This window comes from Micromonospora sp. MW-13 (assembly GCF_003434305.1).
Classification (GTDB): domain Bacteria; phylum Actinomycetota; class Actinomycetes; order Mycobacteriales; family Micromonosporaceae; genus Micromonospora.
In genome coordinates, this window is the sequence record NZ_QKKX01000048.1 from 1 (window position 1) to 25229 (window position 25229).

At 75.7% G+C, this 25229-nt stretch carries 26 protein-coding genes and 1 pseudogene; 15 read left to right on the forward strand and 12 right to left on the reverse strand.

All coding sequences use genetic code 11. The annotated features are described in order from the left end of the window. Positions 1 to 306: 306 nt before the first annotated feature. From C5N14_RS22450 to C5N14_RS22460, 3 genes are all read right to left on the reverse strand, one after another. Positions 307 to 1416: a magnesium and cobalt transport protein CorA gene (locus tag C5N14_RS22450; protein ID WP_117670337.1), complete on the reverse strand. Its 1110-nt coding sequence runs from the start codon at positions 1414 to 1416 to the stop codon at positions 307 to 309. A gap of 76 nt (positions 1417 to 1492) precedes the next feature. Next, the gene (locus C5N14_RS22455; protein WP_117670339.1) at positions 1493 to 2128 is read right to left on the reverse strand and encodes a class F sortase; all 636 of its coding nucleotides are present in this window, start codon (positions 2126 to 2128) and stop codon (positions 1493 to 1495) included. 89 nt (positions 2129 to 2217) lie between these two features. Further along, positions 2218 to 2700: a hypothetical protein gene (locus tag C5N14_RS22460; protein WP_117670341.1), complete on the reverse strand. Its 483-nt coding sequence runs from the start codon at positions 2698 to 2700 to the stop codon at positions 2218 to 2220. 352 nt (positions 2701 to 3052) lie between these two features. Between C5N14_RS22460 and C5N14_RS22465 the strand changes: the two genes are divergently transcribed. Continuing rightward, complete coding sequence (locus C5N14_RS22465) at positions 3053 to 3985, forward strand: TauD/TfdA family dioxygenase (RefSeq protein ID WP_128763644.1); 933 nt, start codon at positions 3053 to 3055, stop codon at positions 3983 to 3985. Between the two features lie 166 nt (positions 3986 to 4151). Here C5N14_RS22465 and C5N14_RS22470 read toward each other — a convergent pair whose 3' ends face one another. Further along, the gene (locus C5N14_RS22470) at positions 4152 to 4478 is read right to left on the reverse strand and encodes a hypothetical protein (protein ID WP_128763645.1); all 327 of its coding nucleotides are present in this window, start codon (positions 4476 to 4478) and stop codon (positions 4152 to 4154) included. Positions 4479 to 4608: 130 nt separating this feature from the next. On the opposite strand from C5N14_RS22470, the gene C5N14_RS22475 reads away from it, so the two are divergent. Then, entirely contained in the window at positions 4609 to 5202 is a 594-nt protein-coding gene (locus C5N14_RS22475) for a GNAT family N-acetyltransferase (protein WP_117670347.1), read from the forward strand. Positions 5203 to 5254: 52 nt separating this feature from the next. On the opposite strand, the gene C5N14_RS22480 is transcribed toward C5N14_RS22475, so the two are convergent. Then, positions 5255 to 6379 (reverse strand): serpin family protein, encoded by a 1125-nt coding sequence (locus C5N14_RS22480; protein WP_117670349.1) that lies wholly within the window; start codon positions 6377 to 6379, stop codon positions 5255 to 5257. A 161-nt stretch (positions 6380 to 6540) separates the two neighbouring features. On the opposite strand from C5N14_RS22480, the gene C5N14_RS22485 reads away from it, so the two are divergent. From C5N14_RS22485 to C5N14_RS22500, 4 genes are all read left to right on the forward strand, one after another. Then, complete coding sequence (locus tag C5N14_RS22485) at positions 6541 to 7734, forward strand: lycopene cyclase family protein (protein WP_117670351.1); 1194 nt, start codon at positions 6541 to 6543, stop codon at positions 7732 to 7734. A gap of 92 nt (positions 7735 to 7826) precedes the next feature. Next, a complete protein-coding gene (gene rnhA / locus C5N14_RS22490) occupies positions 7827 to 8300 on the forward strand; it encodes a ribonuclease HI (RefSeq protein ID WP_117670353.1) in 474 nt (157 codons plus the stop codon). Positions 8301 to 8389: 89 nt separating this feature from the next. Further along, positions 8390 to 9613, forward strand: coding sequence for a cytochrome P450 (locus tag C5N14_RS22495; protein ID WP_117670355.1), 1224 nt, complete (start codon positions 8390 to 8392; stop codon positions 9611 to 9613). Beyond that, positions 9610 to 9819: a ferredoxin gene (locus C5N14_RS22500; protein WP_371685888.1), complete on the forward strand. Its 210-nt coding sequence runs from the start codon at positions 9610 to 9612 to the stop codon at positions 9817 to 9819. The genes C5N14_RS22495 and C5N14_RS22500 overlap by 4 nt, the downstream gene beginning before the upstream one ends. A 64-nt stretch (positions 9820 to 9883) precedes the next feature. On the opposite strand, the gene C5N14_RS22505 is transcribed toward C5N14_RS22500, so the two are convergent. Continuing rightward, positions 9884 to 10114 (reverse strand): hypothetical protein, encoded by a 231-nt coding sequence (locus tag C5N14_RS22505; protein ID WP_117670357.1) that lies wholly within the window; start codon positions 10112 to 10114, stop codon positions 9884 to 9886. Between the two features lie 58 nt (positions 10115 to 10172). Continuing rightward, the gene (locus C5N14_RS22510) at positions 10173 to 11087 is read right to left on the reverse strand and encodes a pentapeptide repeat-containing protein (protein ID WP_243639923.1); all 915 of its coding nucleotides are present in this window, start codon (positions 11085 to 11087) and stop codon (positions 10173 to 10175) included. A gap of 180 nt (positions 11088 to 11267) precedes the next feature. On the opposite strand from C5N14_RS22510, the gene C5N14_RS22515 reads away from it, so the two are divergent. After that, entirely contained in the window at positions 11268 to 12686 is a 1419-nt protein-coding gene (locus C5N14_RS22515) for an RtcB family protein (protein WP_117670361.1), read from the forward strand. A gap of 57 nt (positions 12687 to 12743) precedes the next feature. Here the strand turns inward: C5N14_RS22515 and C5N14_RS22520 are convergent, their stop codons facing one another. The 4 genes from C5N14_RS22520 to C5N14_RS22535 form a co-directional block, all read right to left on the reverse strand. Further along, positions 12744 to 13172, reverse strand: coding sequence for an archease (locus C5N14_RS22520; RefSeq protein WP_117670362.1), 429 nt, complete (start codon positions 13170 to 13172; stop codon positions 12744 to 12746). Between the two features lie 57 nt (positions 13173 to 13229). Beyond that, positions 13230 to 13649: a VOC family protein gene (locus C5N14_RS22525; RefSeq protein ID WP_117670364.1), complete on the reverse strand. Its 420-nt coding sequence runs from the start codon at positions 13647 to 13649 to the stop codon at positions 13230 to 13232. Positions 13650 to 13878: 229 nt separating this feature from the next. Next, entirely contained in the window at positions 13879 to 14871 is a 993-nt protein-coding gene (locus C5N14_RS22530; protein ID WP_117670366.1) for a YafY family protein, read from the reverse strand. 124 nt (positions 14872 to 14995) lie between these two features. After that, positions 14996 to 15655, reverse strand: a complete 660-nt coding sequence (locus C5N14_RS22535; RefSeq protein ID WP_117670368.1) for a TetR/AcrR family transcriptional regulator — start codon at positions 15653 to 15655, stop codon at positions 14996 to 14998. A gap of 113 nt (positions 15656 to 15768) precedes the next feature. On the opposite strand from C5N14_RS22535, the gene C5N14_RS22540 reads away from it, so the two are divergent. From C5N14_RS22540 to C5N14_RS22550, 3 genes are read left to right on the forward strand one after another with little or no spacing between them, the layout of a single operon-like run. Continuing rightward, positions 15769 to 17301: an NAD(P)/FAD-dependent oxidoreductase gene (locus C5N14_RS22540; protein ID WP_117670370.1), complete on the forward strand. Its 1533-nt coding sequence runs from the start codon at positions 15769 to 15771 to the stop codon at positions 17299 to 17301. 31 nt (positions 17302 to 17332) lie between these two features. Beyond that, positions 17333 to 18250: an SDR family oxidoreductase gene (locus C5N14_RS22545; RefSeq protein ID WP_117670372.1), complete on the forward strand. Its 918-nt coding sequence runs from the start codon at positions 17333 to 17335 to the stop codon at positions 18248 to 18250. After that, positions 18247 to 19095: an alpha/beta fold hydrolase gene (locus C5N14_RS22550; RefSeq protein WP_117670373.1), complete on the forward strand. Its 849-nt coding sequence runs from the start codon at positions 18247 to 18249 to the stop codon at positions 19093 to 19095. Before C5N14_RS22545 ends, C5N14_RS22550 begins: the two co-directional genes overlap by 4 nt. A 6-nt stretch (positions 19096 to 19101) precedes the next feature. Here C5N14_RS22550 and C5N14_RS22555 read toward each other — a convergent pair whose 3' ends face one another. Beyond that, on the reverse strand, positions 19102 to 20547 hold the full coding sequence (locus C5N14_RS22555) for a cryptochrome/photolyase family protein (protein ID WP_117670375.1): 1446 nt from the start codon (positions 20545 to 20547) through the stop codon (positions 19102 to 19104). A 300-nt stretch (positions 20548 to 20847) separates the two neighbouring features. Here C5N14_RS22555 and C5N14_RS22560 point away from each other — a divergent pair, with 300 nt between their 5' ends. From C5N14_RS22560 to C5N14_RS22580, 5 genes and pseudogenes are all read left to right on the forward strand, one after another. Next, a complete protein-coding gene (locus C5N14_RS22560) occupies positions 20848 to 21510 on the forward strand; it encodes a GntR family transcriptional regulator (RefSeq protein ID WP_117670377.1) in 663 nt (220 codons plus the stop codon). Continuing rightward, complete coding sequence (locus C5N14_RS22565) at positions 21507 to 22316, forward strand: MFS transporter (RefSeq protein ID WP_117670379.1); 810 nt, start codon at positions 21507 to 21509, stop codon at positions 22314 to 22316. Before C5N14_RS22560 ends, C5N14_RS22565 begins: the two co-directional genes overlap by 4 nt. A 151-nt stretch (positions 22317 to 22467) precedes the next feature. Further along, the gene (locus C5N14_RS22570; protein WP_117670385.1) at positions 22468 to 23556 is read left to right on the forward strand and encodes an S-(hydroxymethyl)mycothiol dehydrogenase; all 1089 of its coding nucleotides are present in this window, start codon (positions 22468 to 22470) and stop codon (positions 23554 to 23556) included. Continuing rightward, positions 23553 to 24182 (forward strand): MBL fold metallo-hydrolase, encoded by a 630-nt coding sequence (locus C5N14_RS22575; protein WP_117670381.1) that lies wholly within the window; start codon positions 23553 to 23555, stop codon positions 24180 to 24182. Before C5N14_RS22570 ends, C5N14_RS22575 begins: the two co-directional genes overlap by 4 nt. Before the next feature lie 660 nt (positions 24183 to 24842). Then, positions 24843 to 25229, forward strand: a pseudogene (locus C5N14_RS22580) (transcription termination factor Rho); the annotation flags it as partial.

Sequence of the window (25229 nt, forward strand, 5' to 3'; positions counted from 1 at the left end):
TGAACCATGTACAACACCCCCGCCCCGGCCCGGATTCCACCCCCACGGTGACCCCGCCCACAGGACTAAACCCCCCAAACCCCCCAAACCACCCAGCACCGACCCCCCAGCCCCGGTGATCAAGAGGTTTACGTCAAGGGGGCGGCGAATCCTGACGCAAACCTCTTGATCACCGGGGACGGAGGCGGAGGGGAGCAGGCGGGGTGCCCCGGGTTGTGCGGGATGTTGCGGCATCGGAGCCCGCGAAAGGCCGCAACATCCCGCCCAACGTGCTGATGTTGGGATGCGCTGCGCGGCTGGGCCGGGTCAGAGCCAGCCGGAGCGGCGGAACAGTCGGTGCAGGGTCAGCCCGGCCGTCGCCATCAGCAGTAGCGCCGCCGGGTAGCCGTAGCGCCAGTTCAGTCCGGGCATGTTGGCGAAGTTCATGCCGTACATCCCGGCGACGGCGGTCTGGGCGGCGGCGATCGCCGCCCACGCGGCGATCTTGCGCATGTCGTTGTTCTGCTCGACGGCCAACTGCGCCAGCCGGGACTGGAGGATCGAGTTGAGCAGGTCGTCGTACGCGCCGACCCGGTCCACGGCTCGGGCCAGGTCGCTGTCCACGTCGGCGAACCAGCGGCGCAGGGCCGGGGGCGGGCCGTCGGGCTGCTGCCCGAGCAGCACCCGCATCGGCGCCTGCAACGGCAGTACCGCCCGCTTGAACTCGACGATTTCCCGCTTGAGTTGGTAGATCTGCTGGATGTCGGCGGACCGGTCGCGGGCGAAGACCGTCTCCTCCAGCCGCTCCAGGTCCGACTCGACGTGGCCGGCGACCTCCAGGTACAGCTCGACCATCCGGGCGCAGACCGCGTACGCCACCGCCCAGGGGCCCTCGGCCAGCACCGCCCTGCGGCGCTCGACGTCCTCGCGTACCGTGGCGAGTGCGCCGGCCGCGCCGTGCCGGACGGTGATGACGAACCGGTCGCCGAGGAACACCATCACGTCGCCGGTGTCGATCACCTCGGAGGTGTCGGTCAGTTCGGTGTGCGCGACGTAGCCGGCGGTGCGTAGCACCAGCAGCGTCACGTCGCCGTGCCGTTGCAGGGTCGGCCGGTGCCCGTCGGCGAGGGCCTGCGCGACGCTGTGCTCGTCGAGGCCGAAGGTGAGCCCGACCGCGGCCATCACCGCCGGTGCCGGGTCGTGCAGGCCGAGCCAGACGAACGAGCGTCGACTTCGGCTGCGCCGCGTGTACGCCTCGGTGTAGTGCGGGCGTCCCGGCTGGCGTCGTCCGTCGACGTAGACCGCGCAGTCGACCACGGCGTCCGGATTGGACCGCCCGCCGGCGGGCACGGCGACCGCGACCGGCCGGCTCCACGTACGGCGCAACAGGGCGGGCAGCCGCCCGAGCCATCGGGCCCGCACGGTTCGCTGGTCCACCGCTCACCTCCGCCACGCCGGAACTGACCGCAACCGTAGGCGATCTCCCGGGCGCCGGCGGGGCGGGGGCGGGCGGTCAGGGCAGCAGGGTGGCGAAGACGACGACGTTGTCCAGGTAGGAGCGGGCGCGCTCGTCGAACCGACCGCCGCAGGTGACCAGGCGCAGCCGGGGCGCGGGGCCCGCGCCGTAGACCAGGTCGGTGGGGAACCGCGCCTTCGGGTACGAACCGACGCCGTCCACGGCGAACGTGGCGACCCGCGCGTCGGAGCGGGTGACCTGGATGCGGTCGCCCGGTTTGAGCCGGCCGAGGGCGAAGAAGACCGCCGGGCCGCTCTCCCGGGAGTCGACGTGCCCGACGACGACGGCGTTGCCGGCCTCGCCGGGGCTGGCCCCGAGGCGGTACCAGCCGGCGACGGCGGGCCGGTCCGACGGCGGGACCTCCACCTCGCCGGTGGCGCTGGCGCCGACCGGCACCAGGTCGGCGCGTACGTCGATCGCCGGGATGGTGATCCGGACCGGCGTGGCGCGGGGCAGCGGCTTCCCGGGCACGGTGCTGCGGCCCGTCGCCGGGTCGGTCACGGTACCCGGGGCGACCCGCGGTGGCTGTGGGGGCGTGCGGGTCGCCCCGAGGGCGAGCAGCCCGCCTCCGGCGACGCCGGCCAGCGCGATCAGCGCCACGGCGGTCCGTGGGACCCGGTCGCCGGTGGGCACGTGCGCCTCCTTCGCGTACGCGGGCGGATGCCCGCGGCGGCGTGGGCCGGCGCGGGCACCCGTCTCAGGGATGGTGGTGACGTACGTCGTCAGGCGCGGGCGACCGCGTAGCGCCGGCGACGTACCAGGAGCAGTGCGCCGGTGGCCGCGGCTGCGACGAGGGTGCCGCCGGCCGCCAGCAGGCCGTGGTTGTCCGCGCGGGGGCCGGTGCCGGCCGGGGCTCCGCCGACGGGGGTGACGGTGAACGTGGCACTGCCCAAGGAGGTCCCGTCGCCGCAGGTCGCCGTGACCGTGTACGTGCCGAGGGTGAACCCGGCGGTGAACAGTTCGGCGCTGAGCCCGCCGCCGGCGGCGGCCGTGGTGGACCGGACGTTCTGGTCGCGGTCGGGGCCGGTGACGCGGAAGATCGCGTCGCCCGACTTCGGGTTGCAGGTCGAGGTGAGCACCACCGTCCCGCCGACGGGGGTGGTGGCCGGTGACACCGTGGTGTCCGCGAGCGCGGCGACCGGGAGCAGAAGCGTGCCGATACCCACGCCGAGCGCCACCGATCCGAGAACTGACTGTGTCTTCATTCGCGTCTTCCCTCACTTTTCGTCCGCTGACTGCGTGGGACGTCGTTCGGGTGGCCAACTCCGTGACTGAGCACCGGTGTGCCCAACACTAGGAGGGTTGGGCACCCGATCCGGTGAAAACGAGAATTCTTCGTTGCCGTCACGTGTCCACCCGGGCGGCATGAGAGCTGCGGAAACGGCGGTGCCGGCGCTCGTCAGCCCGGCGGTCCGGGTCGTACCCGCCCGGCGCGGCGGGCCGGCGGCCGAGCACGGGTTACGCCCTCGGCAGAGCGCGCCCCCGCCGGGGTCGACTCCGGTCGATGATGGGACGACGTCCGGCCGGGGCGGGCCGGGCCCGATCCGGGGAGGTGCCGTGGCAGTGATCGACCAGGTGCGGGGGCCGGCCGACTGGCGGGCCGACCAGCTCGCCGCCGCCGGGCACTGGCAGCTCGTGCTCGGCGACGCCCAGCGCGCCGAGGTGCGGGCCGCGGTCGCCGCCGTGGAGGCCACCGGCGGTTCACCGGACGGGCTGTCCCAGGCCGACTTTCCGCTGCCGACCTTCGGCCCGCGGCTGGACCGGCTGGCCGCCGAGGTGACCGGCGGCTGCGGTGTCGGGCTCGTCCGCGGCCTGCCCGTCGCCGGGCTGACCGCGCGCGGCTGCGAACTGCTCGCCCTCGGCGTCGCCGCCCACGTCGGCCGGCTCGTCGGGCAGGGGCCCGACGGCGCGGTCCTACGACACGTCCGCGACCGGGGCGCCGACCCCGACCGGCCGACCACCCGCAGCTACGAGCACCGCCGCGGCATCGGGTACCACGCCGACCCGACCGACGTCGTCGCCCTGCTCTGCGTCCGGCCGGCCCGCTCCGGCGGGCTCAGCACGGTCGTCAGCTCGGTGGCGGTGCACAACGAGATCGTGCGCACCCGCCCCGACCTGGCCCGCGTGCTCTACGAGCCGTGGTGGTACGACCGGCGCACCGGCGACGGGCCGGACAGCTTCGCGCAGCGGCCCGTGTACGCCCGCGTCGGCGGTCGCCTCACCGCCCACTACGGGCCGGACTACATCCGCTCGGCGCAGCGGGGTGCGCACGTGCCGCCGCTGACCCCGGCGCAGCGGGAGGCGATGGACGTCCTGGACCGGCTGCACGAGGACCCGCGGTTCGTGCTCGGCATGGACCTGCGGGTGGGGGACATGCAGTTCCTCGCCAACGACGTCGTGGTGCACGCGCGCACCGCGTACGAGGACCATCCCGAGCCGGAGCGGCGCCGCGACCTGATCCGGCTCTGGCTGGACACGGGCCGGGACTGACCCGTCCGCGTCGGCCGGGTCGCCGCGTCGGTGAACCGCCCACCCAGGGCGTCCGGCGCGTCCGACGGTCCCGGTTCCGGCAGCGACAGGCTCATGGCGGGAGGATGGGCGACGGCCGGTCACCGTGGGTGGTACCCCACGGTGACCGGACCGGCCGGCCTGTCGGTCAGGCGCACCCTCGGTACTGCAACGAGGCGTCCTTCATGTACGCCCACAGCGGCAGGCCGTTCCACCAGTCGTAGGTCAGGGTCCAGCCGTTGGAGGTGTTGCCCGTCGGGCCCGTCACGACCTGCCCGTAGCGGCGGGTGCCGTACAGCGTGGCCTCGTTGGGCTCGGTGTACATCCCCGCGTAGTCCCACACGACGGTGAAGCTGCTCGTCGTGCAGGCGGCCTGCGCGGCCCCGGCCGGCCCGGCGACCGCCAGCGCCGTCGCCGCCACCGTCGTCGCGACGCAGCCGGCCGTGGCCCGCAGCAGGCGCCGTCGAATCGTCATGCCATCCTCCATCGGATCGTCGGACATGGATGTTCCTCCGGGAGGCTACCGTCGCGCCGTCCGTCCGTCCGGCCGGTCCGCCGCCGCCGCGGCGGCGAAAACTGCTGGATCCCGGCGGTACGGTGGGCCGGTGATCGAATTCCGGACCGAACGGCTGGTGCTGCGGGGCTGGCGGGCCAGTGACCTGGCGCCGTGGGCGGCGATGAACGCCGACCCGCAGGTGCGCGAGTTCCTCGGCCCGCCGCTGACCGCCGGGGAGTCCGCCGCGTCCGCCCGCCGCTTCCAGGCCGACCTCGACGCCAAGGGCTACGGCTTCTGGGCCGTCGAGGTCCGCGACACCGGCGGTTTCGTCGGTTTCGTCGGCCTCGACGACGTCGACGAGGGGATGCCGTTCACCGGTGTGGAGGTCGGCTGGCGGCTGGCCCGCCCCGCCTGGGGCCACGGCTACGCCACCGAGGCCGCCCGCGCCGCCCTGCGCCACGGCTTCGACACCATCGGGCTGCCCGAGATCGTCGCGATCACCGCCGTCGGCAACGTGCGCTCCCAGGCGGTGATGCGTCGCCTCGGCATGACCGCCGATCCGGGCGAGGACTTCGACCACCCCGAGGTCGACTCGGGCCCGCTGCGCCGGCACGTGCTGTACCGGGCGCGACGCCCGGGAAACCCTGATCATGGACACAGGGACCGTCACGGCCCACGCCGCGGGCACCTGGACGCTGGGTGACCGCACCGTCCCCCGAGCACCTGGTTGCCAACGTCGCCGCCGTGCGTGGCCGCTAGCGGCCCGGGGCGTCCCGGGTGTCGGGGTCGGTCACCCAGCCGGCGACGAGCACCAGCCCCGTCGGGCGGTGCACGGCGAGGAACCCGAACGGCCGGTCGACGTCCAGCCGGACCACGCGCTTGTGGGTCGTGTCCCGCGGCGGCGCCGAGCCGGCTCGGAACCCCAGGGCGGTCACCGCGGCGGCCAGGAAGCCGGTGGCGCTGAAGGACGCCGTGGCGCTCTGCCGGGCCTGCGACACCACCAGGCGCGGGCTGATCCCGGGGAAGTGGTCCCCGGTCGGATCCGTCGCCGCCGCGAGCCCGAACAGGGCGGCCCGGGCCAGCAGGTCGTGCTCGGCGGTGACGGTGAACCCGACCGTCGACACCTGGAGTTCGGGCCGGTCGTCCGGCGCCGCCACGAGCCGCTCGGTCACGCCCGGCCCGGCGTCGAGCGGGAGCGGGTCGCCGCCGCCCAGGGCGCCGATCGCGGCGGGCAGCGCCGCCGCGGGCCCCGTACCGGGCGGGCCGAGGGTGAGCACCACGTCGACGTCGTCGCGGCCCGCGACGGTCAGCAGGGACAGCGGTCCGGCGCCGGTGCCGACCACCCGCAGGGCGCTCAGGTCGGCGCCGGCGCGGAACAGCCCGACCAGGTTCCGGCCCCGCCACGGGCCGGCCTCGGGGCGGGGCCACGTCTCGTGGAACGGCTGCGCCCACCGGGTCGACACGGACAGCGCGCTGGCCAGCACCAGCACGGTGGCCGGGGTGGCCCGCACCGGCAGCTGCGGGACCTGGCCGTCGGTGTGCCTGCTGGCCCACTCGTCGAGCAGCGGCTGGTCCACCGCCGGGTCCCCGGTCAACTCGCCGCGCATCGCCGCCGGCACCTCCCGTCGCCAGCGCTCCGACAGCTCCAGCCCCCGCCGGGACCAGACGCCCAGGGCGAGCCGCACCGCCGGCGAGGCCGCCAGGTCGTACCGGGCCGGCTCGGGCGCGGCGGCCAGCAGCTCGCAGCGGGCGGGGTCGGCCGCGTACCGGGCGAGCAGGGACAGCAGCGGGTACACCCCGGCGCCGGAGAGCACCCCCGGCCCGTCCTCCAGGGTGGACGCCCAGCGGGCGGTGAGGGCGTTGGTGGCGGCGACACTCATGCGGACGTCCTCGGGTCGGGCGGATGCGGCAGCCGCCGGGCGGCCGGCCGCCGTCGAGGATGCCAGAGGATCTCCACCGGGCGACGGGGAGCCGTCACCCGGCGGGCGCCACCCGGCCGGGTGGCGCCGGGTCCGGCCCGGCGGTGTGACAGCGTGTCGGGGTGAACGATTCCGCGCCGGTCGACGTCGACCTCGCCCTGGTCGGCGGCGGCGGGGCCGGGTCCCTCGTGCTGGCCGCCCTGGACCGGCACGGCGTGCGGGGGCTGCGGGTCGCGGTGCTCGACCCGGTGCGCAGGCGTGGCCAGGACCGCACCTGGGCGTTCTGGGGCCGCCCCGGCGGCGACCTGGACCCGCTGCTCAGCGCGAGCTGGGAGCAGGTCGAGGTGACCACCCCGGCCCGCCGCCGGGTGCTCGACCTCACCCCGCTGCGGTACGCCATGCTGCGCTCCGCCCCGGTCTACGCCCGGGCCGCCGAGGCCGAGCGCCGCCTCGGGGCGAGGCGGATCGACGCGGCGGTGACCGGCCTGGACGACGACGGCGCCGGGGTGCTGGTCCGGGGCGCCGGCGGGGTCCCGCTGGCCCGGGCGTCCTGGGTGCTCGACTCCCGCCCCCACCCGCCGGTCCGGCCCGGTCGCACGTCCTGGTTGCAGCACTTCCGTGGCTGGTGGGTGGAGTCCGGCGGGCCGCTGTTCGACCCCACCCGGGCGGTGCTGATGGACTTCCGCACCCCGCAGCCCCGGCGGGGCGTCTCCTTCGGCTACGTGCTGCCGGTCAGCGACCGGTACGCGCTGGTCGAGTACACCGAGTTCTCCCCGGACCGGCTCACCGACGACGGGTACGACCGGGCGCTGCGCGGCTACCTCGGCCGGCTCGGCCTGGACCCGGCCGCGCTGGCGGTGCGGGAGGTGGAGGACGGGGCGATCCCGATGACCGACGCCCCGTTCCCGCGCCGCCCCTCGCCCCGGGTGGTCCGCCTCGGCACGGCCGGTGGCGCCACCCGCCCCTCCACCGGCTTCACCTTCTCCGCCATGCTGCGTCAGGCCGACCGGGTGGCCCGGGCGCTGGCCGTCGGCCGGCCGCCGGTGCCGCCGCCCGCGTACCCCCGGCGGCACTTGTGGATGGACGCGGTCGCGCTGCGGGCCCTGGACACCGGACGGGTCGGCGGCCCGGAGTTCTTCGACCGGCTGTTCGACCGCAACCCCGCCCAGCGGGTACTGCGTTTCCTCGACGGCGACACCTCGCCGGCGGAGGACCTGGCGGTGATGCGGTCCAGCCCGTTGCTGCCGATGACCTGTGCCGTCGTCGGTGACGCCGTCGGACGGCTTGGCGGCCGGCTGCGCCGCCCCGGCGGCTGACCCGCCGCCGGCCGGTGGTGGTGTGGGCGACGCCGCCCGTTCCCGACGGTCCGGTCCACGGTGGCGCGGGGCGTACCCGGTAGGTTGCGGGCATGGCGGACGCGACGGCCGACAGGGTCGTGGAGATCTGGACCGACGGGGCGTGCAGCGGCAACCCGGGCCCGGGCGGCTGGGGCGCCCTGCTGCGCTACGGCGAACACGAGCGGGAACTGTGCGGCGGGGAGGCGACGCCGACCACCAACAACCGGATGGAGCTGATGGCCGCGATCCAGGCGTTGGAGAGCCTGACCCGGCCGGTCACCGTGCGGTTGCACACCGACAGCACGTACGTGCGCAACGGCATCACCGGCTGGCTGGCGGGCTGGAAACGCAACGGCTGGTTGACGGCGGCGAAGCAGCCGGTCAAGAACGCCGACCTGTGGCAGCGGCTGGAGGCCGCCTGCGCCCGGCACCAGATGACCTGGCTGTGGGTGAAGGGGCACAACGGCCATCCCGAGAACGAGCGGGCCGACGCCCTGGCCAACAAGGGGATGACCGAGGCCCGGGCGGTGTCCGCGGCGCGGTGAGGCCGCCGCGCGGTCTTGTGTCGATCCGCATCGATAGGTAACGTTGCGGATTGATTGCGTCACTCACAGTTGTCACGGGAGGTGTCCGCGTGACCGCGACCGCCGCTACCGACCTGCCCCTCTGGCCGCCGACCAACCCCGACCACGGCCCGTTCGCCCTGCTCGACGAGGCGGAGCGGGGCCGCCTGGCCGGGCCCGTGACCCGGGTCCGGCTGGCGACCGGCAGCACCGCCTGGCTCGTCACCCGGCACGCCGACGTGCGTCAGCTGCTGCGCCACCCCGGCCTCAGCGCCAATTTCGAGAAGCCGGGCTTCCCGCTGCTTCGTCCGTTGCCGCCCCAGTCCGAGGTGGACCGTCAGGGTGGCTTCATCCGGATGGACGGCGACGAGCACACGCGGCTGCGCCGGATGCTCACCGCCGAATTTATGATCAAGAACGTTCGGCGGATCGAGCCGCTGATCCAGCGGACCGTCGACGAGTCCCTCGACGACCTCCAGGCCGCCGGCCCGCCCGCCGACCTGGTCGAGGCGTTCGCCCTGCCGGTGCCCTCGATGGTGATCTGCCACCTGCTCGGCGTCCCGTACGCCGACCACGCCTTCTTCCAGGCCCGCAGCCGCACCCTGCTCGACCGCACCGCGCCCGTGGACCGGGTCCGCACCGAGGTCCGGGAGCTGCGGGACTACCTGCGCGAGCTGATCGTCGCCCGGCAGACCGGCGCGGACGCCTCCACCGACCTGATCAGCCGGCTGGTCCGTGACCGGGTGGCCACCGGGCAGCTCTCCGTCGACGAGCTGGTCGGCATGGCCCTGCTGCTGCTCGTCGCCGGCCACGAGACCACGGCCAACATGATCGGCCTGAGCACCCTGCTGCTGTTGCGCGAGCCGGGCCGCCTCGACGCGCTGCGGGAGAACCCGGACCGGGCTCCCGCGCTGGTCGAAGAGCTGCTGCGCTACCTCAGCGTGGTCCGCACCGGCCTGCCCCGGCTGGCCCTGGAGGACATCGAGATCGGCGGCCGGCTGATCCGGGCGGGGGAGGGCGTGATCGCCGTGCTGTCGCTGGCCAACCGCGACCCGGAGGTCTTCGGTGCCGCCGACGAGTTCGATCCCTACCAGCAGGCGCACCAGCACCTGGCGTTCGGCTTCGGGGTGCACCAGTGCATCGGCCAGCCGCTGGCCCGCGCCGAGCTGCGGATCGCCCTGGTCGAGCTGGCCCGCCGCTTCCCCGGGCTGCGCACCACCGCGACGCCGGAGCAGGTCTCCACCCGCGACACGTCGGTCGTGTTCGGCCTCAACAGCCTGCCGGTGACCTGGTGACCGGGGGCGGCACGATGCGGATCGAGGTGGACCGGGACCGCTGCTGCGGGTCGGGAAACTGCGTGCTCGCCGCGCCGGAGGTCTTCGACCAGGACGAGGCCGACGGGCTGGTGCTGCTGCTCCGCGCCGCGCCGCCGCCCGAGGCGGTCGACCGGGTCCGCCGCGCCGCCGACGTCTGCCCCGCCGGCGCCATCCGCCTCACCTGACCCCCGCCATCGCCTCACCGGGCCGCTGCGGAACCCGGGGCGCCGCGACGGTGTGGGTGGTGGGTCAGGTTTCGCTGGAGGGGTCGGTGGTGCCGGAGACGGCGTCCACGTCGTAACCGGCTCGGCTGGTCTCCCGTGCCGGGCGGGCGTTCTCGGCGGGCAGGTCGGCGAAATCGTCCCCGGTGTCCTCGGTCGTGCGCAGCGACTCGCCCGGCGGTCGCAGGGACGCCTCGTAGGCGGTCGCGCCGTCGGGCTCGTCGCTGCTGGCTCGGTCGAAGCGTTCCTCACTGGTCATGCCGCAGTCCTGCCCGCCCCGGCCGGCCGCAAACGTCCCCGGCCGGCACTCCGGTTCGTCACCGGCGGCGTCCGCCGGCGGTGCCGTGGGGCCTGCGGGGCTGCCGGGGCGCGCCGGGGCGGCGGACCGGGGTGACCGGCAGGGACCAGTGCGCCGGCCGGGCCAGCGCCGGCGGCAGCCCGGTCCGGTGGTCGCCGCGGGCCGCGTCGGCCTGCGACTGGTGCAGGAACAGGGCGCGCCGCAGGTCCGCCCCGCGCAGGTCGGCGCCGCGCAGGTCCGCGCCGGTGAGGTCGGCGAGGGTGAGGTCCACGTCGCGCAGGTCCGCGCCGAGCAGGACGGCGCCGCGCAGGTTCGCCCCGACCAGGTCGACCCGCCGCAGGTCGGCGGCGACCAGGACGGCCCCTCGACGGTCGAGCCCGGCCCGGTTCCCCCGGGCCCGTTCGCCGGCCCGGGACAGCAGCGGGTTCACCCGCCCCCGGTGCGCGTCGACGTCCAGCCCGAGCAGGTCCTGCGGGCTGCCGGCCGTGAGCCGTCGGGTATCCGCCAGCGCGGCGCCCAGCTCCTCGCGCAGCGGGCCGGGCGGGGTCAGCGCGACCGCCTCGGTCAGATACCACAGCAACTCGTGCAGCGGACGCATGACCGCGAACGTGTCGAACATCCGCGCGGCGGTGTCCGGGGCGGACCGCCAGTCACGGCCGGCGAAGGTGACCTGGGCGACCTGCTGCCCCGCCCCGAAGCAGTCGAAGACGGTGCACCCGGGAAAGCCCCTGGCCCGCAGGTCCCGGTGGATGCCGCAGCGGAAGTCCCCGCCCAGGTTCGGGCAGGGCCGCCCGGCCGGCTTGTCGACGGCGAAGTCCGCCGACGCGGCGAAGGCGGGCGCCACGCAGCACAGCCCGAAGCACCGGGAGCAGTCCGCCCGCAGGTCGCCGCCGCCGGTGGACGGGGACTGCGCGGGCTGGGGCGTACCGGACACGCTGGGTGTTCTCCTCGGGACGGGGCGAGACGCCGGGGCGGTCCCCGGTTCTCCCATTGTCCCGCCGGCCCTCGTCGACGCGGGCCGGGGGTGCCGTCGGGCCCGGTCCGTGGCACGCCGCCCCACCATCTCGGCCGGCGGGGCAGGTGTGGCCGGCCGTGGGGCGGGTAGCCGCTGCCCATGGAGCTGGCCGAGGAGTCGCCGTACCGGTTCCGGATCGACCGGCGCGACCCGATGCGGGTGCCCGGAGTCGTCTTCGCCTCCCGCGCGTTGCTTCCCGACGTCGGCGCGGACCGGGCCCTGGAGCAGGTGGCGAACGTGGCCACCCTGCCCGGCATCGTCGGCGCCTCGTACGCGATGCCCGACGTGCACTGGGGGTACGGCTTCCCGATCGGCGGCGTCGCCGCCACCGACGTCGCCGCCGGTGGGGTGGTCTCCCCGGGCGGGGTCGGCTTCGACATCTCCTGCGGGGTCCGGCTGCTCACCGCCGACCTGGACCGGGCCGACCTGCCCCGACTGCGCGACGCGCTGATGGCCGGCCTCGACGCGGCGGTCCCGCGCGGCATGGGCCGGGGCGCGGTGTGGCACCTGGCCGACCGGGCCGAGCTGGACGCGGTGCTGCGCGGCGGCTCCCGGTACGCCGTCGCACGCGGCCACGGCGTGCCGCGCGACCTGGACCGGTGCGAGGACTTCGGCGCGGTCGACGACGCCGACCCGGCCCAGGTCAGCGAGCGGGCCGTGCAGCGCGGCCAGGGGCAGGTCGGCAGCCTCGGCTCGGGCAACCACTTCCTGGAGGTGCAGGCGGTCGACGCGGTGCACGACGAGGCGGTGGCGGCGGCGTTCGGGCTGCGCGCCGGCCAGGTCGTCGTGATGATCCACTGCGGGTCGCGCGGGCTGGGCCACCAGATCTGCACCGACCACGTCCAGGCGATGGAGCGGACGATGCCCCGGCACGGGATCGAGGTGCCGGACCGGCAGCTCGCCTGCGCGCCGGTCGACTCCCCGCAGGGGCGGGCCTACCTCGGGGCGATGGCCGCCGCCGCGAACTACGCCCGGGCCAACCGGCAGCTCCTCACCGCCGCCGCCCGTGAGGTGTTCCGACGGGTCGCCGGCAGCGGGCTCGACCTGGTGTACGACGTCTCGCACAACCTTGCCAAGATCGAGACGCACGGGGTGGACGGCGTCGACCGGCGGCTCTGCGTGCACCGCAAGGGCGCCACCCGCGCGCTGCCGCCCGGGCACAGCGACCTGCCCGCCGACCTGCGCGCCGCCGGCCAACCGGTGCTCATCCCCGGCTCGATGGGCACCGCCTCGTACGTGCTGACCGGGGTGGCCGGCGGCCCGGCGTTCGCGTCGACCTGCCACGGCGCGGGCCGGGTCCGCAGCCGAAGCCAGGCCATGAAGATGGTACGGGGGCAGGAACTGCGCCGGGAGCTGGAGGCCCGGGGCATCGCGGTGCGCGGGGCGTCCTGGCGGGGGCTGGCCGAGGAGACGCCGGAGGCGTACAAGGACGTCACGGCCGTGGTGGACGCCGCCGAGGGGGCGGGCCTGTGCCGCCGGGTGGCCCGGCTGGTGCCGCTGGGCGTGGTCAAGGGCTGACCCGCGGCCCGGGCCGAGCGGCCCTCGCGGACGGGCGGGGGCGGCCCGCGCCGCGGGTCACACGTCCAGGGTCACCGCGCAGGACCAGCCCGCCTCGTCCCGGTCGAAGCGCAGCCCGTGCAGCGACACGGCCTTCGGCACCGCGCCGACCGGCTCCACCGCGTCGGCGGCCACGACCCGCCAGCGCACCCGCAGGCCACCGTCGGGGCCGGCGGTCACGTCCGTCGCGACCGGCAGCACCCCCTCGGTCTCCAGCCGGAAGATCACCTCGTCGAGGACGCCCACCAGCGGGTCCCCGTCGGCGCCCGCCGGGACGTCGAACGTCACCTCGGCGCCCTCGCCCGCGCCGCAGGTGTCGGCGAAGGTCTCGACCATCGCCGTCACCGCCTCGGCCACGCAGCCCTCCCGGTCCGGCGCCCACGCCTCGATCCGCACGTCGGCGGTGTGCGGCACGGCCCGATGCCCCCGCCCTGGTCCTCGTCGCATCCCCCGATCATCTCGCCCGGACCGGGCCCCGGTGGCACTGTGCCGGGAACCCGCCGGTCAGGCCGTCGTGGTCGCCCGGCGGACCTCCTGCACCAGCCACCCGTTGCCGTCGGGGTCGCTGAACGACAGGTAGGAGGCGTAGTCGCGCCGTTCGGGGTCCGAGCCGGGGACGCGCACCCCGCCCTCCTCGAAATGGAAGATCTCGCTCGCCGGCAGCCCGCGTGCCAGCAGTTCCTCGCGTGCCGCGTCGAGGTCGGTCACCACCAGGTGCAGGCCGCCGACGCCGCCCGCGCCGTCCGGGTCGCGCATCAGGGCGATCGAACACGCCGACCCCGGCGGGGTGAGCTGCACGACCCGGAAGTCGTCACCGGAGCGGAAGTCGACGTCCAGCCGGAACCCGGCGCGCTCCTGGTAGAACTCCTTGGCCTGGTCCACGTCGGACACCGGCACCACGACGAGTTCGAGCGTGAAGTCCATGTTCCAGCCCCCTGGCCTCGATGAGCGGTTCCTCCGGTACGGCGGTGGCTCGGCCGTCGAGCCCTCGGAACATCGACGATCCCGTCTGCGCTCATGACGAATCGTGCCGGCTCGGGTGCGGTTGCGGCACCCTCCGGTCGGTCGTACCGGGTCAGCCGTCGAACTCGAACACGCCGCCGTGGCGGGACTGCGAGCCCCCGCGCCGCCCCCGATCCGCCACAGTGGAGGGTCAGCCGCCGGTGCCGGCCGGTGCGGCGTAGAGGGCGGCCAGTTCGGCCGCGGTGGCGGCCAGCAGGGCCCGTAGCCGCGTCGGGGCCAGCACCTCCACGTCCGCGCCGAGCCGGAGCAGGTCGCCGTGGGCGTGGGTGAGCGACTCGATCGGCACCACCGCCGTCACCCAGCCGGCGTCGTCCGGTGGCCCGGCGGTGCGCTCGGCCGCGGCGACGACCACGTCGCTGGCGATCTCCCGCAACCGGTCCCGCCCCCGGTGGGAGAGCCGGATCGTGGCGTCGTCGCGGTGCAGCCGGGCCCGGAAGCCGGCCACGTGCGCCTGCCAGTACGCCATCAGGTCGAACCCCGCCGGCCGGTCGAAGCCCTCGTCGAGTTCGGTCAGCGTCAGGATCTGGTTGACCCGGTACGTGGCGGGGGAGTCCCGGCCGGCCCGCGCGGCCACCACGTACCAGCGGCCACCCTTGAGCACCAGCCCGTACGGCGCCAGCGTCCGGTCGCCCTCCCCGGACCAGCCGCGGTAGCGGACCCGGATGCGCCGCTGCCGCCACACCGCGTCGGCCACGGCGGGCAGGTGGGCCGAGGCGTCGCCGTCGGAGTACCAGTTGGGGGCGTCGAGCAGGAACCGCTGCCGGATACCGGCCGCCCGGTCGGCGAGCGGGGGCGGCAGGGCTGCGTGCAGCTTGCGCCCGAGCGCGGCCACCACCTCCCCGTACCCGAGTTCGGTGGCGGGTCCCGGCAGGCCGGCCAGGAAGAGCCGGTCCGCCTCCTCGGCGGTGAGCCCGGTCAGCCGGGTCCGCCAGCCGTCGACGAGTCGGTACCCGCCGTCGTGGCCGGCCTCGCCGTAGAGCGGGATGCCGGCGGCGTGCAGCGCCTCCACGTCCCGGTAGATCGTGCGGGGGGAGACGTCCAGGCGCTCGGCGAGCTGGGTGGCGGTCAGCCGGCCGTGGGCCTGGAGCAGCAGCAGGACGGAGAGGAGGCGGGTGGCTCGCACTCCGCTGACGGTAGCTGCAGGCCTGGGCCCGGCACGTCCTCGCCCCGGGCCGCCCGGACCTCGACGGCTACCTGGCCGACACCCGGGCCGAGGGCCCGGTGGGTCGCTGACCGGCCGGGACGCCTCAGCCGGTCGGGGGCACCGCGCCCCGGTAGATGCTGGTGAGCCAGACGTCGAGCAGGACGTCCACCACGTCCGGCTCCGCCACGGCCGGCCCGTCGGCCGCGAAGGTGGCGTACCAGACCCGCTCGTTCATCGAGGTCAGCGCGATCGCCAGGTCCCGGGCGGGCAGCCCGTCCGGGGCCGCGCCGCGGCGCCGCTCCGCCGCCACGGCGGCCTCGACGGCCTGCACCCAGCGCTCCAGCACCGCGGCCCACAGCCGGCGCACCTCGGCGTTGGTGCCGCGCACCTCGGCGCAGGCCCGCACCACCTCGCGGTGCGCGCCGAACGTCTCGTGGAACCGGTGGATCAGTTCCCGCCACCGGGCCCGCGGGTCCTCGGCCAGCCGGACCAGCACGTCGCCGGCCGCCGCGTCGGCCTCCTCGGTGACCCGGTCCAGCAGGGTGAGCAGGACTGTGTCCTTGGACGGGAAGTAGAAGTAGAACGTCGGTCGCGAGATGCCCGCGCCCCGGGCCAGGTCGTCGACGGAGATCGCACCGAACGGCCGCTGGGTGAGCAGGCGCTCGGCGGTGGCCAGGATGGCCTGCTGCCGGTCGTCCCCGGTCGAGCGGGCCGCCCGCCGGCCCCGCGCGCCGGCGCCGGGCGTACGGGCGGTGGCGGTCATGAGCGCAGATGCTACTACCTCAACACCGTGTCGATTCCACTCGACATGCTGTTGACCGACGTCGACGGCGCTGGATAGGGTCCGACTCACCACCCTGCGACGGGAGACGCACGATGGCCTCCGACCACGTCGACGTGTTGATCGTCGGCGCCGGCCTCTCCGGCGTCGGCGCCGCCTGTCACCTGCGCCGCAACCGCCCCGAGAAGACGTACGCGGTGCTGGAGGCGCGCGGCGCGATCGGCGGCACCTGGGACCTGTTCCGCTACCCGGGCATCCGGTCCGACTCGGACATGTACACCCTCGGCTACTCGTTCAAGCCGTGGACGAACCCGTTGGCCATCGCCGACGGCGACTCGATCCGCGACTACGTGCGCGAGACGGCCCGCGAGTACGGCGTCGACGAGCACATCCGCTTCCACCACCGGGTGCTCGCCGCCGAGTGGGACAGCGCGCGCGCCCGCTGGACGGTGCACGCCCACCGCGACGACACCGGCGAGGACGTCACCCTCACCTGCGCGTTCCTGTTCACCTGCTCCGGTTACTACCGCTACGACGCCGGCTACACCCCGGACCTGCCCGGCGCGCGGGCGTACACCGGGCGGCTGGTGCACCCGCAGCACTGGCCCGCCGACCTCGACCACACCGGCCGGCGGGTGGTGGTGATCGGCAGCGGCGCGACCGCGGTGACGCTGGTGCCGGCGCTGGCCGAGCGGGCCGCCCACGTCACCATGCTCCAGCGCTCACCGACGTACGTGGTCGCGCTGCCCGCGCGCGACGCCCTCGCCGACGCGCTGCGCCGCTTCCTGCCGCCCCGGGCCGCGTACCCGGTCGTGCGGTGGAAGAACGTGCTGTTCGGCACGGCCACCTTCCAGCTCAGCCGGCGCGCCCCGAAGCTGGTGAAGCGGTTCCTGCGGCGCGCGGCGAAGAGCCGGCTGCCCGCCGGCTACGACGTCGACCGGCACTTCTCGCCCCGCTACGACCCGTGGGACCAACGGCTGTGCGTGGTCCCCGACGGTGACCTGTTCACCGCGATCGGGCAGGGCCGGGCCTCGGTCGTCACCGACCGGATCGAGACCCTCACCGCCACCGGCCTGCGCCTCGCCTCCGGCGCGGAGCTGACCGCCGACGTCGTAGTCACCGCCACCGGCCTCAACCTGCTCGTCCTCGGCGGCATGACGATCACCGTGGACGGCGAACGGGTCGACCTCGCACGGACGGTGGCGTACAAGGGCATGATGCTCTCCGGCGTGCCGAACTTCGCGATGACCATCGGCTACACCAACGCCTCCTGGACGCTGAAGGCCGACCTCGTCGCCACCTACGTCTGCCGGCTGCTCACCCACCTCGACGACACCGGCCAGCAGGTCGTCACCCCGCTCGCCCCCGCCTACGGTGAGCTGGAGCCGCTCATCGACCTGAAGTCCGGGTACGTGCTGCGCAGCGTCGACGCGCTGCCCAAGCAGGGCGCGGCGGCGCCGTGGCGGCTGCACCAGAACTACCCCCGCGACGTGCTGCTGATGCGGCACGGCCGGCTCGCCGACTCCGGGGTGCGCTTCTCCCGCGCGGGCACGCCGTCGATGACAGACCGTCTGCCCGGCAGCGAACACGCCGAGGTGGGGGACCCCGCCGACACCCCCGCCGGCTGACCCCCCCGCCGACCCAGCAGAGGAGACCGACGTGCGCAGGTTCGACTTCGCGGCCGGGACGGCCGTGGTCACCGGGGCGGCCAGCGGCATCGGCGAGGCCCTCGCCCACGGCCTGGCCCGGCGCGGCGCCGACCTGGTCCTGCTCGACCGGGACGCCGACCGGCTCGCCGCCGTGGTGGCCGCGATCCGGGCCGCCCACCCCGACCGGCAGGTCGGCACCCACCTGGTGGACCTCGGCGACGCCGCCGCGACCGACGCGGTGGCCGAGGAGATCCGCCACCGCCATCCCCGGGTGCGGCTGCTGGTCAACAATGCCGGCGTCGCCCTCGGCGGCCGGTTCGACCAGGTCACCCTGGAGGAGTTCGGCTGGGTGGTCGACGTCAACTTCCGGGCCGTGGTGCGGCTGACCCACGCCCTGCTGCCCGCCCTGAAGGCCGAGCCGGGCGCCCACCTGGTCAACGTGTCCAGCCTGTTCGGGCTCATCGCCCCCGCCGGCCAGGCCGCGTACGCGGCGAGCAAGTTCGCCGTCCGCGGCTTCACCGAGGCGCTGCGCCACGAACTGGTCGACGACGGCATCGGGGTGACCTCCGTGCACCCCGGCGGCATCCGCACCCGCATCGCGCAGAGCGCCCGGGTCGGCAGCGGCGTGCCCGCCGAGGAGTTCGAGGCCGGCCGCCGGCAGTTCGAGAAGCTGCTCTCCATCGACCCGGCCACCGCCGCCGAGGTCATCCTGCGCGGCGTCGAGCGCCGCCGGGGCCGGGTGCTGATCGGCTGGTCGGCGAAGCTGCCGGACCTGTTGGCCCGGCTCGCCCCCGCCTCGTACGGGCGGGTCCTCGCCCTCGCCCTGAACCGCGCCCCCCGGCCGGCCACCGCCGGGCCCGCGCCCCGCCGTCCGGCCGGTCCGCCCACCTCCCCGGCGTCGGCGGACGGCCCCGGGGAGCCGGCGTGACCGGGCCGGCCTCGACCCGCACCGTCCGGGGGCGGGCGGTCCGCTGCCGGGTGGCCGGCCAGGGTCCGCCGGTGGTGCTGCTGCACGGGATCGGCCGTACCCTTGCCGACTTCGCCGAGCAGCACGCCCTGCTCGCCCGCGACCACCGGGTGGTCAGCCTCGACCTGGCCGGGCACGGCGGCTCCGCGCCGCTGGACGAGCCGCACACCCTCCCGGCGCTGGCCCGGGCCACCGCCGACTGCCTCGACGCCCTCGGCGTCGACGGCCCGGCCCACCTGGTCGGCAACTCCCTCGGCGGAGCGGTCGCGATGCGGCTGGCCGTCGACGACCCGGCCCGCGCGGCCAGCCTGGTCCTGGTCAACAGCGCCGGCTTCGGCGGGCAGGTGACGATCGCGCTGCGCCTGCTGGCGCTGCGGCCCCTCGGCCGGCTGCTGCTGCGGCCGAACCGGGCCGTGGTCCGGCGCACCGAGCGGGTCCTCTTCCACGACCGGCGGCACGTCACGCCGGAGCGCCTCGCCGAGGCCCTCGCGGTGGCCCGCCGACCGCACGCCGCCCGGGTGATGCTGGAACTCGTCGGCAGCCTCGGTACGGTCCGCGGCGTCGCCCCCGGGTGGCGCGCCGAACTGCTCGACGCCGTGGCCCGGCTGGACCTGCCCATCCTGGTGGTCTGGGGCGACCGTGACCTGATCCTGCCCGCCGCGCACCTCGACGCCGCCCGCGCCCGGCTGCCCCGGGCCCGCGCCCACCTGTTCGCCGACACCGGCCACCTGCCCCAGATCGAGCGGGCCGAGGAGTTCCACCGGCTGGTCACCGACTTCTGGGCCGACCACCCGGCGCGCGGCTGAGGGCGGTCAGGGCGGGCTGCCGTCGCGCTTGTCCTCCTGGGCCAGCACCGCCTCCCGCACGTGCGGGTCGTCGCGTTCGGCCAGTTCCGCGGCGAGCCGCGGGTCGTCGGCCAGCCGCCCCCGGTTGCGGTGCAGGAATGCGTCGAACCCCCCGGTGTACGGGCAGGCCAGGTCGCCGAGCACGGTGTCCGGCCGGTACCGGCAGCCGCCGCAGTAGTCGCTGAGCTCGTCGATGTACCGGCCGTCGACCGCGTACGGGCGGGTGTCCACCCGGCCCAGGTCGGCGTACCAGCTCATGCCGACCACCGTCGCGTTCATCACCCAGTCGGCGCCGTCGACGAAGCACCCCCTGAACCAGTCCGCCAGCTCCGCCGGCCGCCAGCCGCGCTGCAACGCGTAGTTGCCGAGCACCAGCAGCCGCTGCGAATGGTGCGCCCAGGCCCGGTCCCGCACCCCGGCCAGCACGTCGGCCAGGCAGCGCGCCTCGACCGCGTCGGCGTCCAGGTCGGCGAACCAGCCGGGCAGCGGCTCGGTCGCGGCCAGCCAGTTGGCGCCCCGGAACGGGGGCTCGAAGTACCAGTAGAGCTGCCAGAGGAACTCCCGCCAGCCGAGCAGCCCGCGGATGAACGGCTCCACCGCCGACAGCGACGCGGCCCCCTCGCGCCAGGCCCCCTCGGCCGCCCGGATCGCCTCGGCCGGGTCGAGCAGCCCCAGGTTGAACGACGACGACAGCACGCTGTGCGCCAACAGCGGGTCGCCGACGCTCATCACCTTGTGGTAGCGGCCGTGGTCGGGCAGCCGGTGCCGGACGAAGTGCCGCAGCCGGGCGTCGGCCTCGGCGTGCGTGGCGGGGTAGCGGCGCGGCGCGTCCTGGCCGACGAACCGCATCCCGTCCTTCTCCCACCGGTCCAGATCGTCGCGCACCTCCGCGTCGATCTCGTCCTCGACGATCGGCGGGGGAGCGGGGGCGACCGTGCCGCCGGCGCGGCGGGGCCGGCGCGGCACCCGCCCCGGCGGGCCGTCCAGCACGCCGTGCTCACGGCGGGCCCAGCGGTAGAACTCGGCCATCCGCAACGGCCCTCGCCGGGACCCGTCCGCCCAGGCGGTGAAGTCGTCGCGGCTGGTGAGGAAGCCCCGGGGCGGCAGGATCGTCAGCCCCGGCACGGAGCGGGCGAAGGCCAGCCCCGCCCGCGACGGCGGGTGGCACACCTCGACCGGCCCGTCGACGCGGGCCAGGGCCTCCCGGAACGTCCCGGCCCGCACCAGCAGCGCCCGATCGCCCAGCTCGGCGGCCCGGTGGCGCAGCGCGGACAGGATCAGGTGGGCCTTCTGCCGGTGCAGCGGGCGCCGCCGGAACAACTCCCGCGCCTCCACGAGCAGCACCGGCTGCGCCCCGTCGTCGAGGAAATGCGGCCCGAGTTGGTCGGCGAGCAGCCACCGGCGGGAAGACATGCGTCGATTCTGCCCAGTGCGGCGGGGCGTCGCCCGCCGTCCCGGCGTGTCCGACGGGTGGCGCACGCCACAGCGTCCCCTCCCTCGTCGCGCGGCGACCCGGCGCGGCGGGCCGGTGTCGCCGCGGCGCGACCTGTCGGACGCCGTGGCGACCCGGACCGGCAGCCCGGCGGCGGTGCCGTCGCTCCCACCCGTTCCTGGCCGTGGCACCCGGGCGTGCCGGTGCGCGCCCCCGTGGCGCGGGCCACGTCCGGGTGAGCCGGGACCCGGCCCCGCAGGACCGCGACGCAGCATAGATACATGACGCATCCCACCCCCGCGCCGCGCGCCGCCGCCCCCTCCGCCGCGGAGCGGGTGTACCGGCACCTGAAGCGGTCGATCCTCGAACAGGTCTACCCCGGCGGGCTGCTGATCAGCGAGGGGGAGATCGCCGAGGCGACCGGGGTGTCCCGCACCCCGGTCCGGGAGGCCCTGCTGCGGCTGGAGGCCGAAGGGCTGGTCGCCCTCTACCCGAAGCGCGGCGCGCTGATCCGGCCGGTTTCCGCCGGGGAGGTCGCCGACGTGATCGAGGCGCGCCGGCTGGTGGAGCTGCACGCCGCCGAGCGGGTCTGGCCCCGCCGAGCCGCGCTGCGCGCCGACCTGGCCCGCTGGCTGGACCGGATGCGCGAGGCCCACGCCGCCGGCGACGTCACCGCGCTGATGGCCGCCGACCGGGCCTTCCACGCCACCGTCGTCGAGGCCGCCGGAAACGAGATCCTCGCCGAGCTGTACCACCGGCTGCGCGACCGCCAGCTACGCATGGGCGAGGCCAGCTTCCGGCTCTCGCCCGGCTGGGCCGAGGTGGCGCTCACCGAGCACGCCGCCCAACTCGCCGCCCTCGACGGCGACGATCTGCGGGTCTGGCTGGACAGCGTCGGCGCGCACATCGACAACGCCGCGACCGTGCTGCGGACCCTGGGGTGAGCGTCGCCGGGACCGCGGCACCCCGCCGCTCCGCCGCGTTGGTCTGGGCGGTGGCCCTCAGCGCGTACGTGGCGGCGGTGTTCCACCGCAGCTCCCTCGGCGTGCTGCGGATCGTCGCGTTCTGGTTTCCCGGCCGGCGCAACCCGATGCTGGTGCAGCTCACCTGCACCCTCGGCCAGTTCGGCGCGGTCCTCGGCGCCGTGCCGCTGGTCGCCCTGCTGCACCAGGCCGGCTGGACCCCGGCGTTCCTCGCCGCCGCCGCGCTCGGCACCACCGTGCTCACCATGGTCGTCGCGGCCGTCCGGGACACCCCGCACCGCGAGCACGCCGCCGCGCCCACCCCCGACCTGGCCACCGTACGCCGGGACCTGGCTGCCGCCTGGGCCCAGCCCGGCACCCGACTGGGCCTGTGGACGCACTTCGTCACCCAGTTCTCCGGCTCGGTGTTCGCGCTGCTGTGGGGATACCCGTTCCTGGTGCAGGGGCAGGGGATGACACCCACCGCCGCGGCCTCCCTGCTCACCCTGATGACCCTGGCGGGCCTGCTGACCGGGCCGCTGGTCGCCTACCTGTGCGCCCGGCACCCGTTCCGCCGCTCGGTGCTGGTCCTCACCGTCACCGCGGCCACCGCCGCGATCTGGGCCGTGGTGCTGGCCTGGCCTGGCCGCGCCCCGGGCTGGTTGCTGGTCGCCCTGGTCGTGGTGCTCGCCGCCAACGGCCCCGGCTCGGCCATCGGCTTCGACTACGCCCGCACCGGCCCACCAGCCCACCAGCGCTGCGGGGCTCCCGCCGCCCGGCCGTGGTAACCACCGGGCGTTGCTGGGCTCGGAGTCGTGATCAGCGGTAGTTTCGCCGGGGAGCGTGATCGACGTGGCATACCCGCCCGGTGACGCTCTCCGTCGTCGTCCCGCCCACCACGGGTCGCCGGCACCGACAGCGGTGGAGCAGGAGGAGAACGTGAGCCAGGAAGTCCGGGGAGTCATTTCACGGCGCAAGGGCGCGCCGGTCGAGGTCACCACGATCGTGGTGCCCGACCCGGGGCCCGGCGAGGCGGTGGTCCGCGTCCAGGCCTGCGGGGTCTGCCACACCGACCTGCACTACCGCGAGGGCGGGATCAACGACGAGTACCCCTTCCTGCTGGGCCACGAGGCGGCCGGCATCGTCGAGCAGGTGGGCGACGGCGTCACCGGCCTCGCGCCCGGCGACTTCGTGGTGCTCAACTGGCGGGCCGTCTGCGGGGTCTGCCGCGCCTGCCGGCGGGGCCGGCCGTGGTACTGCTTCGCCACCCACAACGCGGCCCGGAAGATGACCCTCACCGACGGTACCGAGCTGTCCCCCGCCCTGGGCATCGGGGCCTTCGCCGAGAAGACCCTCGTCCACGCCGGACAGTGCACCAAGGTCAACCCGGCTGCCCGGCCCGCCGCCGTCGGCCTGCTCGGCTGCGGGGTGATGGCCGGCCTCGGCGCGGCGATGAACACCGGCGGGGTCACCCGCGGCGACTCGGTGGCCGTCATCGGCTGCGGCGGGGTCGGCGACGCCGCCGTCGCCGGCGCGGCCCTGGCCGGGGCGACCACGATCATCGCCGTGGACACCGACTCCCGCAAGCTCGACTGGGCCCGGAAATTCGGCGCCACCCACACGGTCAACGCCTCCGAGGACGACCCCGTCGAGGCGATCCGCGCGGCCACCGGCGGCTTCGGCGCGGACGTCGTCATCGACGCCGTCGGCCGGCCGGAGACCTGGAAGCAGGCGTTCTACGCCCGCGACCTCGCCGGTACCGTCGTGCTGGTCGGCGTGCCCACCCCGGAGATGACCGTCGACCTTCCCCTGCTGGACGTCTTCGGCCGCGGCGGCGCCCTCAAGTCGAGCTGGTACGGCGACTGCCTGCCCAGCCGCGACTTCCCCATGCTCACCGAGCTCTACCTGCAGGGCCGGCTCGACCTGGACGCGTTCGTCTCCGAGGAGATCGCCCTGGACCAGGTCGAGGAGGCGTTCACCCGGATGCACCACGGCGACGTGCTGCGCTCGGTGGTGGTCTTCCCGTGACCGTCCGCGTCGACCACACCGTGACCTCCGGCACGTTCTCCCTCGACGGGCAGACCTTCGACGTCGACAACAACGTCTGGGTCGTCGGCGACGACAGCGAGTGCCTCGTCGTCGACGCCCCGCACGACGTCGACGCGATCCTGCGCGCCGTCGGCCAGCGCCGGGTGGTGGCGATCGTGGCCACCCACGCCCACGACGACCACGTCCGGGTGGCCCCGTCGCTGTCCCGGGCCACCGGCGCGCCGGTGCTGCTGCACCCCGACGACCGGGTGCTGTGGGACCTGGTGCACCCCGACACGGCCCCCGACGGGGAACTGCGCGACGGCGCCACGATCGAGGTGGCCGGCACCGGCCTGCGGGTGCTGCACACCCCCGGCCACAGCCCCGGCGCGTGCAGCCTGTACGCCCCGCAACTCGGCGTGGTCTTCACCGGCGACACCCTCTTCGCCGGTGGACCGGGCGCCACCGGCCGCTCCTACAGCGACTTCGGCACCATCGTCGAGTCGATCCGCACCCGGCTGCTCACCCTCCCGCCGGAGACGGTCGTGCACACCGGCCACGGCGACAGCACCACCGTCGGCGCCGAGGCCCCGCACCTCGACGAGTGGATCGCCCGGGGCCACTGACCCCGTCCGCCGGCCGGCCGGTACGGCGTCAGCCACCCGGCCGGCCGCCCCGGCTCCGGCAGCCGGACCGGCGCCGGTCGGCTCGCCACCGGCCGTACGCCCCGCGGCTTCGCCCGGGCGCGCTCGCCGAAGCTCAGCTCGGAGACGGCCAGCACGGCGGGCCGCCGGGGCGGGCCGGTCCTCGTCAACGCGGTCCGCACGGTAACCCCGACCCGCAGCGGGACCCGACGCCCCGCCGGGGTGCTTGCCGGGTGCGGGCTGGGGCGATAACCTGCGAATGACCCGGACGTCGGCGTCGAGCCGCCCGGTGTCAGTCCTCCATCGCCCGGCAGCCGATCCGGTCCGGGCGATCCGCCCCCGGCCCCCAGCCGTGGCCGCCCGGTGCCCACCCCCCCGGCGGTACCTCCCGACTCGGCCCGGTGCCTGCGGCTTCGCCGGTTCCTGCGGGTCCGCGCCGGTCCGTCAGCTCCGCGCGTCCGGCCCCGACGGAGGCAAGGCCCCAGCCTCCCGCCTGCCCTGCCTCCGGCTTCGTCCGGCACCGCCGCAGGCTCCGGCGTCTCGTTCTCCACCAGGCCCGCGCGGCTCTCCCCGCGCGGCTTCTCCCCGTGCCGCCGCTACCGGCGGCGGTGCACGACCCCTGCCCCGAAAGGAAACAACACCATGTCTCACGAATCCGCGCCCGCGCTGCCCGTCAGCGGGGTGCTCGACATCGTCGCCGGACACGGCGTGGTCCGGGCCGACGGGTACCTGCCGTCGCCCCTGGACGTTGACGTCCCCGCCGCCCAACTGCGCCGCCACGGCCTGCGCCGGGGCGACCTCGTCACCGGCGCGGCCCGCCCCGCGCCCGCCGGCGGTCGCCGCAGCCCCCGGCCCGCCGCCCTGGTGCGGCTGGACACCGTCAACGGGATGGAGCCGGACGAGGCGAAGCGCCGGCCGGAGTTCTACAAGCTGACTCCGCTGTACCCGCAGGAGCGGTTGCGGTTGGAGACCGAGCCGCACATCCTGACGACCCGGGTCATCGACCTGGTCATGCCGCTCGGCAAGGGC

Excerpts from the sequence above, each read along its gene's own strand:
- C5N14_RS22515 (WP_117670361.1), top strand. The coding sequence starts at position 11,268 with ATGGAGCTGGCCGAGGAGTCGCCGTACCGGTTCCGGATCGACCGGCGC.
- C5N14_RS22505 (WP_117670357.1), bottom strand. The coding sequence starts at position 10,114 with ATGACCAGTGAGGAACGCTTCGACCGAGCCAGCAGCGACGAGCCCGAC.
- C5N14_RS22470 (WP_128763645.1), bottom strand. The coding sequence starts at position 4,478 with ATGACGATTCGACGGCGCCTGCTGCGGGCCACGGCCGGCTGCGTCGCG.
- C5N14_RS22535 (WP_117670368.1), bottom strand. The coding sequence starts at position 15,655 with ATGACCGCCACCGCCCGTACGCCCGGCGCCGGCGCGCGGGGCCGGCGG.
- C5N14_RS22520 (WP_117670362.1), bottom strand. The coding sequence starts at position 13,172 with ATGCGACGAGGACCAGGGCGGGGGCATCGGGCCGTGCCGCACACCGCC.
- C5N14_RS22525 (WP_117670364.1), bottom strand. The coding sequence starts at position 13,649 with ATGGACTTCACGCTCGAACTCGTCGTGGTGCCGGTGTCCGACGTGGAC.
- C5N14_RS22460 (WP_117670341.1), bottom strand. The coding sequence starts at position 2,700 with ATGAAGACACAGTCAGTTCTCGGATCGGTGGCGCTCGGCGTGGGTATC.
- C5N14_RS22555 (WP_117670375.1), bottom strand. The coding sequence starts at position 20,547 with ATGTCTTCCCGCCGGTGGCTGCTCGCCGACCAACTCGGGCCGCATTTC.
- rnhA (WP_117670353.1), top strand. The coding sequence starts at position 7,827 with ATGGCGGACGCGACGGCCGACAGGGTCGTGGAGATCTGGACCGACGGG.
- C5N14_RS22540 (WP_117670370.1), top strand. The coding sequence starts at position 15,769 with ATGGCCTCCGACCACGTCGACGTGTTGATCGTCGGCGCCGGCCTCTCC.
- C5N14_RS22560 (WP_117670377.1), top strand. The coding sequence starts at position 20,848 with ATGACGCATCCCACCCCCGCGCCGCGCGCCGCCGCCCCCTCCGCCGCG.
- C5N14_RS22480 (WP_117670349.1), bottom strand. The coding sequence starts at position 6,379 with ATGAGTGTCGCCGCCACCAACGCCCTCACCGCCCGCTGGGCGTCCACC.